We start from the raw sequence: 16,068 nt of genomic DNA on the forward strand, positions 1-16,068 counted from the left end.
GCGAGGGTAACCAGCGCGGCGCTGACGACAGGAGGGCGACGGGTGCGGTTTCCCCTTTTCGTCGACGCGGTGTCGCGTCGCTCCGGCCTGCCGCCCGACCTGGCCGCGATCGTCGCGCGCGCGGTGCTGCAGACCGTGGTGGAACGGATGACCGGCTTGAGCACCGACCCGACCGGCTATCTGCCGGCCGAGTTCGGCAACGCGTCCGCCCCGCAGGGGCCCGAGGACTTCCTGCGCCGGGTCGGCCAGCGGGCCGGAGTCGACCAGCAGGTGGCGGGCGCCGGCGCGGCGGCGGTGTTCGCGACGCTGCGCGAAGCGGTCACGGTCGACGAGTTCCGGGAGATGGTTTCCCGGCTGCCCACCACCGCCGACGGCACGGTCGATCCGCTCGCCGGCCCCGACGAGGTCGGGCCGTAGCCGAAGCGGCAGGACTTCGCCCAACCCTGCCGACACGAGGTGGCCGACGACCGTTAGGCTGCCCGCCGTGGCAGGTCTGTTGAGGAACATGGCGGCGCGTGTCGGCGCGGCGATCCCGACCCCCCGGCGCGGCGGACCGACCCCGGCCCGAGTCGCGCGGCCTCGCCAGGTCAGCGCGTTGCAGCGGCGCGAGTTGTCGTACGCTCCGGAGCCCGACGGGCAGGCAGACCCGGGGGAGATCGTCTGGACCTGGGTGTCCTACGAGGACGATCCCCGGCAGGGCAAGGACCGGCCGGTGCTGGTGGTGGGCCGGCACAGCCGGACGCTGTTCGGGCTGATGCTGTCCAGCCAGCGTGATCGCGACGGCGAGCGACACTGGCTGGCCCTCGGACCCGGCGAGTGGGACCGGGAGAAGCGGCCCAGCTGGGTGCGGTTGGACCGGGTGCTGACCATGCGCGAGGACGGCATCCGGCGCGAGGGCGCGGTGCTGGACCGGGCCCGGTTCGACCGGGTCAGCCAGGCGTTGCGTGCCGGCTACGGCTGGCTCTGAGCGATGTGACCGCACCGGCCGGGTGCTGCCGGCGGGTGCGGTGCGTCTGACCAGGCGCGGTGCCTGGGCCATCAGCACTCGGCGAGGTGCGCGGTGTCGCGCAGCGCCCGGCCGGATCGGCCCGATCCGAGTCCCTTGGCCTCGTACATCGCCGCGTCGGCGCGGTCGAGCGCCTCGGCCAGCTGGGTCCCGTGCACCGGGGCCAGCCCGACCGAGGCGGTCACCCGCAGGGTGGCCACGCCCAGCTGGATCGGCGCAGCGAGCATGTCGCACAGCTGCCGGGTGGCCTGCTCGATCCACCGCCGGTCGATCGTGGGGCTGGCCAGCAGCCCGGCGAACTCGTCACCGCCGAGCCGTGCCACCGGGTTGTCGCCAGCGAAGGCGGCCAGCCGCTGGGCGACGCTGATCAGGACTTTGTCGCCGGCCGAGTGGCCGTACCGGTCGTTGATCTGCTTGAAGTCGTCCAGGTCCAGCACCACCGCGACCAGCGGGCGGCCGGTGCCGTCGGTGAGCATCGCGGCCGCGAGGCGGTAGAAGGCTCGCCGGTTGGGCAGGCCGGTCAGCGGATCGTGGCTGGCGGCATGCCGCTCGGCGGCCAGTTCGGCCTGGAGACGTCCGACCTCGGCTTCGGCCCGTATGGCCCGTCGTCCCAGCTGCCAGGAGGAGAGCAGGGCTCCTGCGGCACAAAGGCCGGACGCGACGGTCAGCGGATCCGGCACCGACCCCTCCCTTCGCCCCGACGCAGCGACCGGCGCTGCCAGACACCTCGTTTCCCCTGGTGGCGGCCAGGTTCACGTAACAGAATGTGAGCGGATGCGCACCGCTCACATGCGCTATCATGCTCGCTGTCTAATGCAGATGCAATAGCAGATGCACGTGCAGAACGATCGAGTCGACACCGTCCCCTGTGCCGCTACCGCTCCTGTCCACGGCACCGGCGCCTAACGGAGAGAACCACGCACCCATGCAGCAGCCGCCGAACGGTGTACCCGCACACCAGTTGCCTCCCCTCGTCTGGCAGAAGAGCCGGCGCAGCAACCCCAGTGGGAACTGCGTCGAACTGGCGGAGTTGCCCGGTGGCGCGGGGATCGCCATGCGTAACTCCCGGCACCCTGACGGGCCAGCGCTGATCTACACCGTGGACGAGATCGCCGCGTTCGTGCTCGGTGCCCGGGACGGGGATTTCGATCATCTGATCGGCTGACCCGCCATCCCACCTGCGGGAATCGCCGCGCACGGGATGGAGGTTCACCTCACTGACGGTTCATGGCATGCTTACAGGTCGGTCGGGCCGGCTCACTGGTTCGGCCACCGACGGCGTGCGGAGGACGGCAGGTGACCATGGTTTCCGCCGAGCAGGGCCCGGCGGCAGGCCCGACCGTGCTGCGGATGTTGCTGGGTGCCCAGCTGCGCCGGCTGCGCGAGTCGCGCGGGGTGACCCGGGAGGACGCCGGCTGGGAGATCCGCTCGTCCGAGTCGAAGATCAGCCGGATGGAGCTGGGCCGGGTCGGGTTCAAGGAGCGCGATGTCGCCGACCTGCTCACCCTCTACGGCGTCACCGATGAGCAGGAGCGGTTCGCGCTGCTGAAGCTCGCTCGGGACGCCAACAGTCCGGGCTGGTGGCACCGCTACGGTGACGTACTGCCGTCGTGGTTCCAGTCGTACCTCGGCCTGGAGGCCGCGGCGGTGCTGATCCGCAGCTACGAGGTCCAGTTCGTCCCGGGCCTGCTGCAGACCCGGGAGTACGCCCGGGCCGTGGTACTGCTCGGCCACTCCGGTGCCGACTCGGTCGACATCGACCGCCGGGTGGATCTGCGGATGCGGCGCCAGGAACTGCTGCGGCGCCCGCGCCCGCCCCGACTGTGGGCCGTGGTCGACGAGGCGGTGTTACGCCGGCCGATCGGTGGCCCGCAGGTGATGCGCGCCCAACTGGAGGCGCTACTCGAGGCCACCCGGACGCCCAACGTCCGATTGCAGGTGATCCCGTTCGCCGCGGGTGGGCACGCCGCGGCTGGCGGCGCCTTCACCATCCTGCGCTTCGGTGACCAGGACCTGCCGGACATCGTCTACATCGAGCAGTTGACCAGCGCGCTCTACCTGGACAAACGCGAGGATCTCGACTTCTACGCGCTGGCCATGGAGCGACTCTGCGTCGAGGCCGAGCCGCCGGAGAACACTCCGGACATTCTCAAGCGGATCATCGCCGACATCGATTCCCAGTGACCGGTCGACGCGGCTGACCCGAGCGGGGCAGTCTGCGTACCGATCCGCGCAATCACATGCGTTGACATCCTCCGGCCCGTACGGCTAATCTCTGGATCGATCCAGACTGAATCGATCCAGAAGAGGGGAGGGGCCGGTGAAACCGACCCTGCGGGCCGTTGCCGAGGCGGTCGGTGTCTCGCGCAGCACCGTCTCCAACGCCTACTCCCGACCGGACCAGCTCTCGGCGGAGCTTCGCCGACGGATCCTCGACACCGCGCGTCAGATGGGCTACCCGGGGCCCGACCCGACCGCCCGCTCGCTGCGGCGCGGCTTCGTGGGCGCCGTGGGGGTGCTGTTCACCTCGCGGCTGTCGTACGCCTTCACCGATCCCTTCGCGGTGCGGTTCCTCACCGGGGTCGCCGAGGCGGCCGAGCGGCACGGCAGCAGCCTGCTGCTCGTGCCGCTGCCGGCCGAACCTGCCGGCGCCGTCAAGGCGGTGGAGAACGCCGCCGTCGACGGATTCTGCGTCTACTGCGCCGGTGACGAGGAGGGGATTCTCGACACCATCCGGGGTCGCGGGCTGCCGTTCGTGACCACTTCCTCGCGTCCCCGCGCTGGCGACCGGTGGGTGGGCATCGACGAGCGGGCCGCCGCCCGTTCCGTTGCCGAACACCTGGCCGGTCTCGGTCACCGGCGGGTCGCCCTGCTCGGTGACAACGTCCTGCCCGACGCCGCCACCGGGCTGCTGCGGGTGGCCGACGTCGCCGACGTGCCGCACCCGACCACCCGCGAGCGCCTCGCCGGCTTCGCCGACGCCTTCGCCGCGGTCGGCGTCGCCTGGCCCGAGTTGGCGATCCTCTCGGCGCCCGGCAACACCCGGGCCGCCGGTGCCGCCGCCGTACGCGCGCTCGACGCCCTCGCCGAGCCGCCGACCGCCGTGCTGGCCTGCTCCGACGTGCTCGCCCTGGGCGCGCTGGACGCGCTGGTGGCGGCCGGCGGGCACCAGGCCATCTCGGTGACCGGCTTCGACGACATCGCCGAGGCCGAGTCCGCCGGCCTGACCACCGTGCGCCAGCCCGGCGAGGAGAAGGGTCGCTCGGCGGCCCAACTCCTGTTCGACCCGCCCGCGGACGCTTCGGCGGGCCAGATCCTGCTGCCCACCACGCTCATCGTCCGCACCAGCAGCGGACCAGTACCGAGGAGTTGAACATGGAACAGCCCACCGGCTTCATCTTCGCCGTCGACGCGGTCACGCGGCACGTCACCTCCGCCCGGCCGGACGCGCCGGTCCGCCCCGACCCGCCGCGCGCCCCGCGACTGGCCGGAGCCCGCCGGCTCACCGCCGCAGCCCTGCACCGCCTCGCCGACCAGATCCAGCCCACCCCACCCCCCTGCCCCTGCTAGCGCGCAAGGAAGGGCCCCTTTTTAACGCCTGGTGCATTGAAGGGGCCCCCTTCTAACAACTGACGGCTCGGCTCGACGAGCGACAGCACAACTGGCGGCTCGGCGCGACGAGCGACAGCACGGCTAGGGTGGGTGGTGGACGGGCCGGGCGGCCAGGCAGACTTGACGAGCATGTCGCCGTTAACGCCCAACCTGCGGTTGCAGGACCGCTACGTGTTGCACGACCGCATCGGCCTCGGCGGGATGTCCGAGGTGTGGCGCGCCGACGACGAGGTGCTGGGCCGGCCCGTCGCGGTGAAGGTGCTCGCTGGCGCGTTCGCCGTCGACCCGGACCTGCGGGCCGTCATCCAGCGGGAGGCTCGCGCCGCGGCCCGGCTGGCCCACCCGCACGTCACCCAGGTGTACGACTACGGTGAGGCGACCCTCGACGGCGGCACCGTGCCGTACCTGGTGATGGAACTGGTCGACGGGCGCAGTCTCGCCGATCGGCTGGCCGAGGGCCCACTGCCCTGGCCCTCGGCGCTCCGGTTGGGCGCCGAGGTCGCCGCCGCGCTGGCCGCCGCACACCGCATCGGAGTGGTGCACCGGGACATCAAACCGGGCAACGTGATGCTCACCGAGACCGGCGCCAAGGTGCTGGACTTCGGCATCGCCGCGCTCGCCGGCCCCCAGCACGCCGGCACCGGGCCGAGCGGCGAACCGATCATGGGTACGCCCGCCTACATCGCGCCCGAGCGGTTGCGTGCCGGGGCACCGAACCCGGCCAGCGACGTGTACGCGCTCGGCGTGCTGCTGTACCGCACTCTGACCGGTGACGTTCCGTTGCCCGTACGCAGCTGGGAGGAGGCCGCCCGGCTGCACGCCCAGCCGCCGCCCGTGGCGGCACCCCGGGCGCCGGGGTTGCCAGCCGACGTCGCCGATCTGGTGCTGGCCTGCCTCGATCCGGAGCCGGCCCGACGGCCCACCGCCGGACAGATGGCCGCCCGGCTGCGTGCCGCAGCCGGCCCGGCCGGGCCGGCGGGGTCGCCCACCACCGTACTTCCGATCACCCCCGCTCCGGCCGGCGGCGAGCACACGGCGGCCGTGGCCCGGCCGGCACCGACGCACCCACCGACGCTCGTCGATCGGGCCGGCACGTGGTCCGCCAGGGCCACGCCCGCTGCCCCCGAGCCCACCTCGGTGCACCCGGCTGCCGGCTCCGACCTCGAGCGGACCGCGGGGTTCGGGTCCGTGGGTGCGGTCGCCGGTTCCGGGTCCGTGCGCCCCGCCGCCGACTTCGATTCCGAGCGGGCCGCCCCCAGCGCCTGGTCCGCGTCCGCGCGGCCGGTCGGTGGCCCGGCCCGCGGCAGCGGCGGTCCCGGGCGCCGTTCCGGCCGGACACCGGGGCGCAGCGCGCCACCGGTCGGCGCGCTGGTGGCGGGCGGCCTGGCGCTGCTCGTCGGGCTGGGCGTGGTGCTCGCCCTCGGCAACGACGACGACGGATCGCCGTCGAGCGCGACCGCCAGCACCGCCCCGGCCGATCCAGCCGTTGCGCCGACCTCGACCGCTCCGGCAGCACTCCAACCCAGCCCGTCGACGCTCCCTCCCGAACCGGTGAACCTACGGCAGACCGCCACCGAGATCGTCGCCCTGCTCACCGAGGCGCAACTCGTCGGCGACGTGGACCGCAAGGTTGCCGACCGACTGCGCAAGGACCTCACCGATCTCGCCCGGGGCAAGCCCAAGGACCGCGAGAAGCGGATCGAGAAGCTGCGTGACCGCATCGAGGACGAGACCGAACGCGGCCGGCTCCCCGCCGACTTCGCCGACCGGCTGGACGAACTGCTCGACCAGCTCGAGGCGACGTTGTCCGAGGAGGACTGACGGGCGTCAGGCCAGGCCGCCGGCGCCTACTCGGCCGGCGCGGCGCCGGTCCACCTTGGTAACTCTGCAGCGTACGGGGTTTTCGTACCGGGAGATCGATACCGGATGAGCGGTCCGTGGGTTCGGTTCGTAGCGTATGGGCATGATTCTTTTCCCGTACGCCGCCGAAGATCCCGGTCAGTCCGGGCCGCCGCAGGACGGCATGGTCGGCTTCGTCACCGATCTGGTGGAGCGGCTCGGCGGCCCGGGAGCGGGGCTGGCGGTGGCGTTGGAGAATCTCTTCCCGCCGATTCCGAGCGAGGTCATCCTGCCGCTGGCCGGGTTCGTCGCGGCGCAGGGCCGGATGAGCGTCGTCGGCGCGATCTTCTGGACGACGCTCGGGTCGCTGGTGGGGGCGTTGGCGCTCTACTGGATCGGCGCGGCGTTGGGGCGGGAGCGGACGCGGGCGATCGCGGCCCGGCTGCCGCTGGTGAAACTCAGCGACGTCGACCGCACCGAGGAGTGGTTCCTGCGGCATGGCGTCAAGGCCGTCTTCTTCGGCCGGATGATTCCGATCTTCCGGAGCATGATCTCCATTCCGGCCGGAGTGGAACGCATGCCGGTGCTCACCTTCGTCGTCTACACCACACTGGGCAGCCTGATCTGGAACACCACCTTCGTGCTGGCCGGGTACCTGCTCGGCGACAACTGGCACCTGGTCGAGGGGTACGCCGGGATCCTGCAGAACCTGGTCATCGTCGCCTGCGTGATCGGGTTGGTCTGGTTCGTGGTCACCCGGCTGCGCCGTTCGCGGCGGGCCGGTGGTCTCCGGTCCAACGACAGCGGTGCCGGGTTGACCGACGCGACGCCGAGCGGTGTGCCCGACCCGCATGGCCGGGGCACCATCTACCGCAGCGCCTGGGCAGACGAGAACCACCGGCCCGATCAGAACCTCCCCCGCTGACAGTTGCTGGTACGCCCGGGCCAGGGCGGGGCCGTTCGGTCCCGTCCCGGGTTCTTCGCCGATACTGGTGGGATGGGCGACTGGGCTGACACGATCGGGGTGGTTGAGCTTCCCGGTGGCGTACGGGTGCGGGGGCGGCGCATCGCGGATCCGGCCTCGCCGGCCGATTTCAGTCTGCTGCTCGCACCGGGTCCGCCTCCGGATTGGGCGTACCGGCGGCTGCGGTGGCCGGACTTCTGGGTGCCGGTGGACCGGGCGGACGCCTTGGATGCGCTGCGCGAGGCGTTGCGGCGCGGGTACGCGGGCCAGCGGGTGGAGGTGGCCTGCCGGGGCGGCACGGGCCGGACCGGCACCGCGCTGGCCGCGCTGGCGATCCTCGACGGGTTGCCCGCAGACCGCGCGGTCGACTGGGTCCGCGGCGCCTACCGACCCCGCGCGGTCGAAACCCCCTGGCAGCGTCGCTGGCTGCGCCGGCTGACCTGAACACGGCAGATAGCCGACGCGCCCGCCGCCGCAGGCAGCCGGCCCGCGTCGATCTGGCCCGCCGCCGCAGGCGGTCGGCCTGCCGTCGATCCAGGGATCTCCGTCGCCAGTCGGTCTCGGCAAGCGACGGACACCCCTGGATCGCGGGGGTGACGCTCAGCGCGCGACGTATTCGCGCAGATGGTGCGCGGTAAGGGTGTCGCCGTGGGCGACCAGGTCGGCGGGGGTGCCGCTGAACACGACCTGGCCGCCGTCGTGGCCGGCGCCTGGCCCGAGGTCGATCAGCCAGTCCGCGTGCGCCATGACCGCCTGGTGGTGCTCGATGACGATGACCGTGTTACCGGCGTCGACCAGCCGGTCGAGCAGCGCGAGCAACTGGTCGACGTCGGCCAGGTGCAGCCCGGTGGTCGGCTCGTCCAGCACGTACGTGCCCGCCTTGTCGGCCATGTGGATGGCCAGCTTGAGCCGCTGCCGCTCGCCGCCGGAGAGGGTGGTCAGCGGCTGGCCCAGGGTCAGGTAGCTCAACCCGACGTCGGCCATCCGGTCCAGGATGACCCGGGCGGGTCCACTGGGGAAGAAATCCCGGGCCTCGGCCACCGACATGCCGAGCACCTCGCCGATGTTCTTGCCGCGCAGCCGGTAGGTGAGCACCCGGTCGGTGAAGCGCCGGCCTTCGCACTGCTCGCAGACCGAGGCGACGCCGGCCATCATCGCCAGGTCGGTGTAGACGAGCCCGATGCCCTTGCAGGTCGGGCAGGCACCTTCGGAGTTGGCGCTGAACAGCGCCGCCTTCACCCCGTTGGCCCTGGCGAAGGCGGTGCGTACCGGGTCGAGCAGACCGGTGTAGGTGGCCGGGTTGCTGCGCCGGGAACCGCGAATCGGGGACTGGTCCACCACGACCACCCCGTCGCGGCGGTGCAGCGAGCCGTGGATCAGGGAACTCTTGCCCGAGCCAGCCACCCCGGTCACCACGGTCAACACACCTAGCGGCACGTCGACGCTGACGTCGCGCAGGTTGTGCAGGTCGGCGTGGCGGATGGGCAGGTGGCCGCCGGGGGTGCGGACGCGGTCGCGCAATCGTACCCGGTGATCCAGGTGGCGGCCGGTGAGCGTGTCCGAGCGACGCAGCCCGGCCACGTCGCCGGTGTAGCAGATCCGCCCGCCGGCGGTGCCGGCGCCGGGGCCGAGGTCGACCACGTGGTCGGCCACCGCGATGGTCTCCGGCTTGTGCTCGACGACGAGCACCGTGTTGCCCTTGTCCCGCAGCCGCAGCAGCAGGTCGTTCATCCGGGCGATGTCGTGCGGGTGCAGGCCGACGGTGGGTTCGTCGAAGACGTACGTGATGTCGGAGAGGCTGGAGCCGAGGTGCCGGACCATCTTGACCCGCTGGGCCTCGCCGCCGGAGAGGGTGGCGGACTCGCGGTCGAGGCTGAGGTAACCGAGCCCGATCTCGACCAGCGAGTCCAGCAGCTCCCGCAGGTTCGCGGTCAACGGGGCGACCGATTCGTCGTCGATGCCCCGGACGAACTCGGCCAGGTCACTGATCTGCATGGCGGAGCACTCGGCGATGTTGCGTCCGGCGATGCGGGAGGAGAGCGCGGCGGCGTTGAGCCGGGTGCCGTCGCAGTCGGCGCAGGTGGTGAAAGTGACCGCCCGGTCGACGAAGGCCCGGATGTGCGGCTGCATGGCCTCACGTTCCTTGGCCAGGTAGAGCCGACGCACCTTGACGACCAGGCCCTCGTAGGTGATGTTGGTGCCACCGATTTTGATCTTCGTGGCTGGCTTGTGCAGGAAGTCCGCCCACTGCTGCGGGGTGAAGTCCTGCAGCTTGACGTCCGGGTCGAACAGTCCGGAGCCGACGATGGTCTGCCAGTACCACGTGTCGACGCCGAAGTTGGGCACGGTGATCGCGCCGTCGTTGAGCGATTTCTCCACGTCCACCAGCTCGTTGACGTCCAGGTCGGAGACCCGGCCCAGACCTTCGCAGGTGAGGCACATTCCCTCGGCCAGGTTGAAGCTGAACGCTCCGGCCCCGCCGACGTGCGGTCTGCCGAGCCGGCTGAAGACGATCCGCAGCATCGCGTACGCGTCGGTGGCGGTGCCCACGGTGGAGCGCGAGTTGACGCCCATCCGCTCCTGGTCGACCACGATGGCGGGGGTCAGGTTGCGCAGCGAGTCCACGTCCGGCCGGGAGCGGCTCGGCATGAACGACTGGAGGAAGGCGCTGTAGGTCTCGTTGATCAGCCGTTGCGACTCGGCGGCAATGGTGCTGAAGACCAGTGAGGACTTGCCGGAGCCGGAGACCCCGGTGAAGACGGTGAGCCGGCGCTTGGGGATGCCGACCGAGACCTCGGCGAGGTTGTTCTCCCGCGCGCCGCGTACCTCGATGACGTCGTGGCTGTCGGCGGCGGACCGTGCTGGCTGCTGCATGCGACCCCTTCGCAAGATGAAAAATGGACTTTTTCGCCCGGAGTGGGCTTGGGCTGGCCTGGCCGCATTAAATTGTCTCATTAATTCCCACGTGGAGGGTTTTGCGCCTCCTGCCCTGGCAACCGCGTCGATATGGTCGTGAAAGTCTCAAACGACGTGGAAGAGCTAGGCTGCACAGGTGACGGATCGCGGAAGCAACCGGCGACTGCGGGCGGTCGACCTCGCCGCAACGGTCGGCATCTCCGTGCAGCAGGTGCGCAACTACGTCGATCTCGGCGTGCTGCCATCGGTCGAGCGCACGGCGAGCGGCTACCGGATCTTCACCGAGGTGCACGCACGGGCGCTCGCCGTGGCGCGGACGATGGCCGAGGGACACGGCTGGGCGCGTACCCGGGAGATCATGTCGGCGGTGCACGGGGGTGAGCTGCCGACGGCGCTGGCGGCGCTCGACGCCGGCCACGCCGAGCTGGACCGCGAGCGCGCCGAGATCCGCCGGGTGCTCGGCGCGTTCGAGACGGTGGTGACCAGCGCGCCGGTCGACGCGCCCCGCCGCGCGGTGCGCGTCGGTGCGGTGGCCGACCTGGTCGGGGTCCGCGCCTCACAGCTTCGCTTCTGGGAGGCCCGCGGCCTGCTCCGGCCGGCGCGCGAGCGGGGCACCGGCTACCGGGTGTACGACGAGGCCGAGGTGCGTGCCGCCCAGGTGGTGACACTGTTGCGCCGGGGCGCCTACCCGTTCGACATCATCGAGGCCGTGCTCGGCGAGATGCGGAGCACCGGCAGCCCGCAGCGGGTCCGCGCGGAGTTGGCCCGCCGTGAGCAGGACCTGCACCGGCGCAGCCTGCGGCGACTGGCCGCGTCGGCGGCGCTGCACGACTATCTGGGCTGGCTCGGGACCTGATCGCCGCCTGCTCCGGTCACCGCCCTCGCCGAGCGGCCCGGTGCCGGCGAGGCGGTCTTGAGCGACCGGCAATAGGGCGATGGGGCCGAGGCAGAGGATGGAGCCATGCCGGTGTGGCATGGCCGACGACAGCCTTGGCCTCCGCAGCCAGTTGATCGACTCCGTTTCGTTGGTACGGCGGTGTCCGATCGGTCGGGACACCGCCATTACGACGAAACGGCGATCGTGGAACTCGCCCGAATCTTGTCGGTGGCGCTGTGGTCGGCGGTAGCGCTGCCGCCCCGGTCCTCAGCTGTGTTGGTTGTCGCCCCCCTTTGCTCTGCTTCAACCTACGCACCGGTTTGCCGCCGAACCAGTTGCGGTGGATTGAAGCAAAGCAAAGGCCGCAGTGGAGAGCGCGAGAGGGCGGACACATCCACTCCGTCAGCGCCGGCCTGCGCCTTTCTCCATCAGCCGATGGTCGCGTGTCAGCGACAGAGCCTCACGTACACCGTCACCGCCCACCGACGATGTCGCGCGGACTCAGCGCACCGCGCAGGGCGATGCCAGGTTGACCAGGTCGGCGGGGCAGTCGCCGTTGACCCGGCCGATCGCGGTGGCGATCCGGTTGATGGCGGCGACCCGCTTGTCCACCAGCGGACCGACGATGGTGTTCTGGACGAAGTTGGGGCCGCCCTGGGGGTTGGCGGCCTGCTGGGCGAGGCGGGCGTTGGCCTCGGCGATCTGCTTGTCCAGGTACGACATCTGCACCGCGCAGGTGTTGCTGGCGGTGATGGCCGGCATGTACGTCCGACGGCGGCGGCCGGTCCCGCCATGGACCCCGGGAGGTGGAGTTCGGACCGGCCTCGGGAGCGCTCCCGTTGCTGGCCCGGAAGGTTTGCGGTTGTTCGGTCGTGGATACGCGGTGGCCCGGGCGATCGGTTCAACGCCGATGCGCAGAGATCGACGCCAACTTCGTCCTCGGTGGCCCGCCCGTGGGCGCGCGGCGTCATCGATCTCGCGGTTAGGCTGCGTGTTCATGACAGTCCGGGCTCTGATGGTCGCTTCCGTCGTCCTCGCGATCGCGATGATTCCCGCAACGGCACGTAGTGCGACACTCACCGAGGGTGTCGCCGCCGGGGTGCCGGCCACCGCGGGATCCGCCCCGGCGGCACCGGCCGCCGCTCCTCCGACCGCCGGAGTCGCCCCCGGGGCAACCGGCGGCGCAGCGGCGCTGCCCTGCCCGAGGGCGGTGGCGCCGAAGGTGAAGCGATCGCCGCGACCCACGCCACCGCCGTCCACACCGGAGCACCTGGTCGTCGGCGGGGACGCGCTCGCCACGCCGGGGCTCGTCGTGCCACCGAACGCGCCGGCACCGCCCCGGGTGACCGCGACCTCCTGGTTGGTGGCCGATCTGGACAGCGGCGAAGTGCTGGGCGGGTGCGGCCCGCACGAGTACGCCACGCCGGCCAGCGTGCAGAAGCTGCTGCTGGCCGCGACCATGCTGCCCCGGCTCGACCCGGACGCCGTCGTCACGGTCACCCGGGAAGACCTGGACATCGCGCCGGGCAGTTCGGCCGTCGGGCTGCTCGCCGGCGGTCGCTACCCGGTGCGGACCCTGTGGCTGGGGCTGCTGTTGCAGTCCGGCAACGAGGCGGCGAACGCGCTGGCCCGCCTCGGCGGCGGGCCGGACGGCGCGGCCGGCGGGGTGCGGGCGATGAACGAGGAGGCCCGTCGGCTCGGCGCGTTGCAGACCCGCGCGGTCACTCCGTCCGGGTTGGATGCTGCGGGGCAGTTCACCAGCGCGTACGACCTGGCGCTGATCGCCCGTGCCTGCTTCGCCGACCCGACCTTCCGCCGGTACGCGCTCACCGAGCGGACCCGGATCCCGGCCCAGAAAGCCTTGCGCGGCAAGGGCTTCGAGATCCAGAACGAGAACCAGTTGATCTACCGCTATCCCGGCGCGCTGGGCGGAAAGACCGGCTTCACCGACTACGCCCGGCACACCTACGTCGGTGCCGCCGAGCGCGACGGCCGGCGCCTGGTCGTGACGCTGCTCGGCGCCGAGCCTCGGCCGCTGCGCGGTTGGGAACAGGGCGCCGCGTTGCTCGACTGGGGGTTCACGCTGCCCCGGGGCGCGACGGTCGGGCGGCTGGTGGAACCGGGGGAGTTGGACGCGTCTCCGTCGGGCGGGCCCGACGCGCCGCCGTCGGCCGATGCGTCGCCGGCACAGGCCAGCGCTTCGGCCGGCCTCGACGACGCCCCGGGCGCGGGGACGCTGGTGGCATCGGCGATCGGCCTGGTTGCGATCGGGCTGGCCGTGGTGGCCGCTCGGCGAGGCCGCGCCAGCTCGTCGAGCCGCCCGGCCCGGTGATCGCGGGCGGAGGGGAACTTCCAGTCGCGCGCTGCGGTGATCGCCCGGGTAGACGTGGAACCTCTGTGCTGGTCGATTCGCCGGACTGGCCGGAAATCACCCGATAGTGTCGCTGAATGTGAGAGTCAACCGCCTTGCCGTCGCGGTGATCGCGGCGCTCATGACGTCACCGCTGGCGCCCGCGACCGGTGCCGGCGCAGCCGCCCCGGTGCCGTGCCCGCGTTCGGCGCCGCCCGCGCCCGGCCCGTCGCAGCCGGTGACGCCGTCGCCGGATCCGGTGCAGCGGGCGGTGGGCGGGGCCCGGCTGGCCACGGCCGGGCTGGTCGTACCGCCGGGGGCACCGGCGCCGCCCCGGGTGGCCGCCACCTCGTGGCTGGTGGCCGACCTGGAGACCGGCGAGGTGCTGGGTGGCTGCGGCCCGCACGAGTACGCGACGCCGGCCAGCGTGCAGAAGCTGCTGCTGGCCGCGACCATGCTGCCCCGGTTGGACCCGGCCGAGGTCGTCACGATCACCGCTGGTGACCTCGACATCGAGCCGGGCAGTTCGGCCGTGGGGTTGGTGGAGGGTGGCCGGTACCGCGTCGAGACGCTGTGGCTGGGCCTGCTGCTGCGATCGGGCAACGAGGTGGCCAACGCGCTGGCCCGGCTCGGCGGCGGAGCGGACGGCATGACCGGCGGCCTGCGGGCGATGAACGAGCAGGCCCGCTGGCTCGGCGCCTACCAGACCCACGCCGCCACCCCCTCCGGTCTGGACGGTCCGGGGCAGTTCACCAGCGCGTACGATCTGGCCCTGATCGCCCGGGTCTGTTTCGACGACGCCCGTTTCCGGCGCTACGTGGCGACCCGCGAGGCGGCCATTCCGGCCCAGCCGGGGCAGCACGCCAAGGGCTTCACCATCGACAACGACAACCAGTTGCTGTACCACTACCCCGGGGCGCTGGGTGGCAAGACCGGCTACACCGACCTGGCCCGGCACACCTATGTCGGCGCCGCCGAGCGCGGTGGACGCCGACTGGTGGTCACCCTGCTCGGCGCGGACGCCGTCGACCAGCGGGGCTGGGAACAGGGTGCCGCCCTGCTCGACTGGGGGTTCGCCCTGCCCCGGGACGCCTCGGTCGGCGCGCTGGTGCGCCCGGGAGCCACCAGCGCCTCCGCGCCGCCGGCCTCGGTGCCGCCCCAGGCGCTGCCCGGCGGTGCCGCCGGTGCCGAGGACTCCGGCCGGCGAGCTCTCGCCGGGCAACTCCGCTCCGCCTCGCTCGTGGCTCTCGCCATCGGCCTGACCCTGCTGGCCGGTGCCCTGGTCGTCCGTCGCCGTCGTCTGCGTGCCGCCACTGGCACCCGCGCGCACCACGATTGACCGCCCCACCGCCCACAGTCGAGCGGGGCCGCGCCGAGGACGCGCTGCTCGGGCCAGGGGCGTCCGTGATCCCAACCCGGGTCGGCCGGCGGCACGTACTCCGCCGGCCGGGGGCGACGATGCGAGTGATCGTCTCCCCGTAGGCTGTCGTTCATGATTGCCGTACGTCAGCCTCCCGACGACGCACGGTGGGCGGCCGAGCCCGCCCCGATCACGGCACCGGGGCCGGCCGGACGGTGAGCGGGAGCCCCATACCGGCCCAACGGGGTGGCCCGGGCCGGCCGACACGCGGTGCCCGGCTGGTCAGGTTCTGCGCCCGGCTCTCCGCGTCGCGTCCCTTCGAGATCGCGATCATCGGGGTGATCATCGCCAATGGGATCGTCCTCGGCCTGGAGACCTATCCCGACCTCGGCTCGGCCCGCCTCGTGTTGCGTGTGCTGGAGTGGTGCTTCCGGGCCGTGTTCGTCCTCGAGATCACCGTCCGGCTGCTCGCGTACGGCCGCCGGCCGCAGGACTTCTTCCGGCACGGGTGGAACGTCTTCGATTTCCTGGTGATCATGGCGATCTTCCTGCCGGGCCTGCGCGGCGACACGGGACTGCTGCGGTTCCTCCGGGTGATGCGGATGCTACGGCTGGTGCGGTTCTCGCCCGGCCTGCGGACGATCGTCACCGCGCTGTGGCGCAGCCTGCCCGGCGTCGGCGGTTTCCTCGCCCTGGGCATGGTGACGCTCTACGTCTACGGCATGGCCGGCTGGCTGATCTTCGGCGAGGCGTATCCGGAGAACTACGGCGACATCGGACGGTCACTGCTGACGCTGTTCGTGCTGCTGTCCCTGGAGACGCTGCCGGACCTCATCGAGGAGGGCGTCGCGTTCTCTCCGTGGACCCTGCTCTACTACGTCAGCTTTGTGATCATCACCGTCAACGTGCTGCTGAACATCCTGATCGCGGTCATCGTCAACTCGATGGAGGAGGCACGCCGGCTGGAGATGACCGAAGGGCTCGCCCCCGGGTACGACGAGGACGGTGACGGGATACCGGACGAGGTGGATCGGATCGCGATCAGTCAGCGACTGGACGATCTGCGTACCCTCATCGTCGAACTTGAGCGAGACCTTCGCATCGACCGCGATGACGGACGCCCACGTCGAACTGGGTAAGGTTG

17 protein-coding genes are annotated in these 16,068 nt (G+C 71.9%); 13 read left to right on the plus strand and 4 right to left on the minus strand.

What is annotated here, in order from left to right:
- Positions 1 to 42 precede the first annotated feature (42 nt).
- Together Vqi01_RS08940 and Vqi01_RS08945 are read left to right on the plus strand one after the other, a co-directional pair.
- Positions 43 to 417, plus strand: a complete 375-nt coding sequence (locus Vqi01_RS08940) for a DUF2267 domain-containing protein (RefSeq protein WP_204034191.1) — start codon at positions 43 to 45, stop codon at positions 415 to 417.
- Between the two features lie 67 nt (positions 418 to 484).
- On the plus strand, positions 485 to 967 hold the full coding sequence (locus tag Vqi01_RS08945; RefSeq protein ID WP_204034193.1) for a type II toxin-antitoxin system PemK/MazF family toxin: 483 nt from the start codon (positions 485 to 487) through the stop codon (positions 965 to 967).
- A gap of 71 nt (positions 968 to 1,038) precedes the next feature.
- Here Vqi01_RS08945 and Vqi01_RS08950 read toward each other — a convergent pair whose 3' ends face one another.
- On the minus strand, positions 1,039 to 1,686 hold the full coding sequence (locus Vqi01_RS08950; RefSeq protein ID WP_204034194.1) for a GGDEF domain-containing protein: 648 nt from the start codon (positions 1,684 to 1,686) through the stop codon (positions 1,039 to 1,041).
- A 245-nt stretch (positions 1,687 to 1,931) separates the two neighbouring features.
- On the opposite strand from Vqi01_RS08950, the gene Vqi01_RS08955 reads away from it, so the two are divergent.
- The 7 genes from Vqi01_RS08955 (at position 1,932) to Vqi01_RS08985 (ending at position 7,865) form a co-directional block, all read left to right on the plus strand.
- Positions 1,932 to 2,171, plus strand: coding sequence for a DUF397 domain-containing protein (locus tag Vqi01_RS08955; RefSeq protein WP_204034195.1), 240 nt, complete (start codon positions 1,932 to 1,934; stop codon positions 2,169 to 2,171).
- A 137-nt stretch (positions 2,172 to 2,308) separates the two neighbouring features.
- Positions 2,309 to 3,190, plus strand: a complete 882-nt coding sequence (locus Vqi01_RS08960; RefSeq protein ID WP_504740165.1) for a Sco1979 family transcriptional regulator — start codon at positions 2,309 to 2,311, stop codon at positions 3,188 to 3,190.
- Positions 3,191 to 3,326: 136 nt separating this feature from the next.
- Positions 3,327 to 4,379, plus strand: a complete 1,053-nt coding sequence (locus Vqi01_RS08965) for a LacI family DNA-binding transcriptional regulator (protein WP_204034198.1) — start codon at positions 3,327 to 3,329, stop codon at positions 4,377 to 4,379.
- Positions 4,380 to 4,381: 2 nt separating this feature from the next.
- Positions 4,382 to 4,576, plus strand: coding sequence for a hypothetical protein (locus Vqi01_RS08970; protein ID WP_204034199.1), 195 nt, complete (start codon positions 4,382 to 4,384; stop codon positions 4,574 to 4,576).
- Positions 4,577 to 4,747: 171 nt separating this feature from the next.
- On the plus strand, positions 4,748 to 6,439 hold the full coding sequence (locus Vqi01_RS08975) for a serine/threonine-protein kinase (RefSeq protein ID WP_204034200.1): 1,692 nt from the start codon (positions 4,748 to 4,750) through the stop codon (positions 6,437 to 6,439).
- Positions 6,440 to 6,581: 142 nt separating this feature from the next.
- Positions 6,582 to 7,382, plus strand: a complete 801-nt coding sequence (locus Vqi01_RS08980; protein ID WP_204034201.1) for a DedA family protein — start codon at positions 6,582 to 6,584, stop codon at positions 7,380 to 7,382.
- A 72-nt stretch (positions 7,383 to 7,454) separates the two neighbouring features.
- Complete coding sequence (locus tag Vqi01_RS08985; RefSeq protein WP_204034202.1) at positions 7,455 to 7,865, plus strand: protein-tyrosine phosphatase family protein; 411 nt, start codon at positions 7,455 to 7,457, stop codon at positions 7,863 to 7,865.
- Positions 7,866 to 8,021: 156 nt separating this feature from the next.
- On the opposite strand, the gene Vqi01_RS08990 is transcribed toward Vqi01_RS08985, so the two are convergent.
- The gene (locus Vqi01_RS08990; RefSeq protein WP_204034203.1) at positions 8,022 to 10,295 is read right to left on the minus strand and encodes an ATP-binding cassette domain-containing protein; all 2,274 of its coding nucleotides are present in this window, start codon (positions 10,293 to 10,295) and stop codon (positions 8,022 to 8,024) included.
- Positions 10,296 to 10,473: 178 nt separating this feature from the next.
- Here Vqi01_RS08990 and Vqi01_RS08995 point away from each other — a divergent pair, with 178 nt between their 5' ends.
- Positions 10,474 to 11,193 (plus strand): MerR family transcriptional regulator, encoded by a 720-nt coding sequence (locus tag Vqi01_RS08995; protein WP_204034204.1) that lies wholly within the window; start codon positions 10,474 to 10,476, stop codon positions 11,191 to 11,193.
- Between the two features lie 522 nt (positions 11,194 to 11,715).
- Here the strand turns inward: Vqi01_RS08995 and Vqi01_RS09000 are convergent.
- Positions 11,716 to 11,976: a hypothetical protein gene (locus Vqi01_RS09000; protein ID WP_204034205.1), complete on the minus strand. Its 261-nt coding sequence runs from the start codon at positions 11,974 to 11,976 to the stop codon at positions 11,716 to 11,718.
- A 283-nt stretch (positions 11,977 to 12,259) separates the two neighbouring features.
- On the opposite strand from Vqi01_RS09000, the gene Vqi01_RS09005 reads away from it, so the two are divergent.
- Together Vqi01_RS09005 and Vqi01_RS09010 are read left to right on the plus strand one after the other, a co-directional pair.
- On the plus strand, positions 12,260 to 13,546 hold the full coding sequence (locus tag Vqi01_RS09005) for a D-alanyl-D-alanine carboxypeptidase family protein (RefSeq protein WP_204034282.1): 1,287 nt from the start codon (positions 12,260 to 12,262) through the stop codon (positions 13,544 to 13,546).
- 160 nt (positions 13,547 to 13,706) lie between these two features.
- The gene (locus tag Vqi01_RS09010) at positions 13,707 to 14,903 is read left to right on the plus strand and encodes a D-alanyl-D-alanine carboxypeptidase family protein (protein ID WP_204034283.1); all 1,197 of its coding nucleotides are present in this window, start codon (positions 13,707 to 13,709) and stop codon (positions 14,901 to 14,903) included.
- A 211-nt stretch (positions 14,904 to 15,114) separates the two neighbouring features.
- Here the strand turns inward: Vqi01_RS09010 and Vqi01_RS30660 are convergent, their stop codons facing one another.
- A complete protein-coding gene (locus Vqi01_RS30660) occupies positions 15,115 to 15,258 on the minus strand; it encodes a hypothetical protein (protein ID WP_239098270.1) in 144 nt (47 codons plus the stop codon).
- Between the two features lie 4 nt (positions 15,259 to 15,262).
- Here Vqi01_RS30660 and Vqi01_RS09015 point away from each other — a divergent pair, with 4 nt between their 5' ends.
- Entirely contained in the window at positions 15,263 to 16,063 is an 801-nt protein-coding gene (locus Vqi01_RS09015; protein ID WP_239098271.1) for an ion transporter, read from the plus strand.
- The last annotated feature ends 5 nt before the right edge of the window (positions 16,064 to 16,068 follow it).

Source organism: Micromonospora qiuiae (assembly GCF_016863555.1).
GTDB classification, from domain to species: Bacteria; Actinomycetota; Actinomycetes; order Mycobacteriales; family Micromonosporaceae; genus Micromonospora; species Micromonospora qiuiae.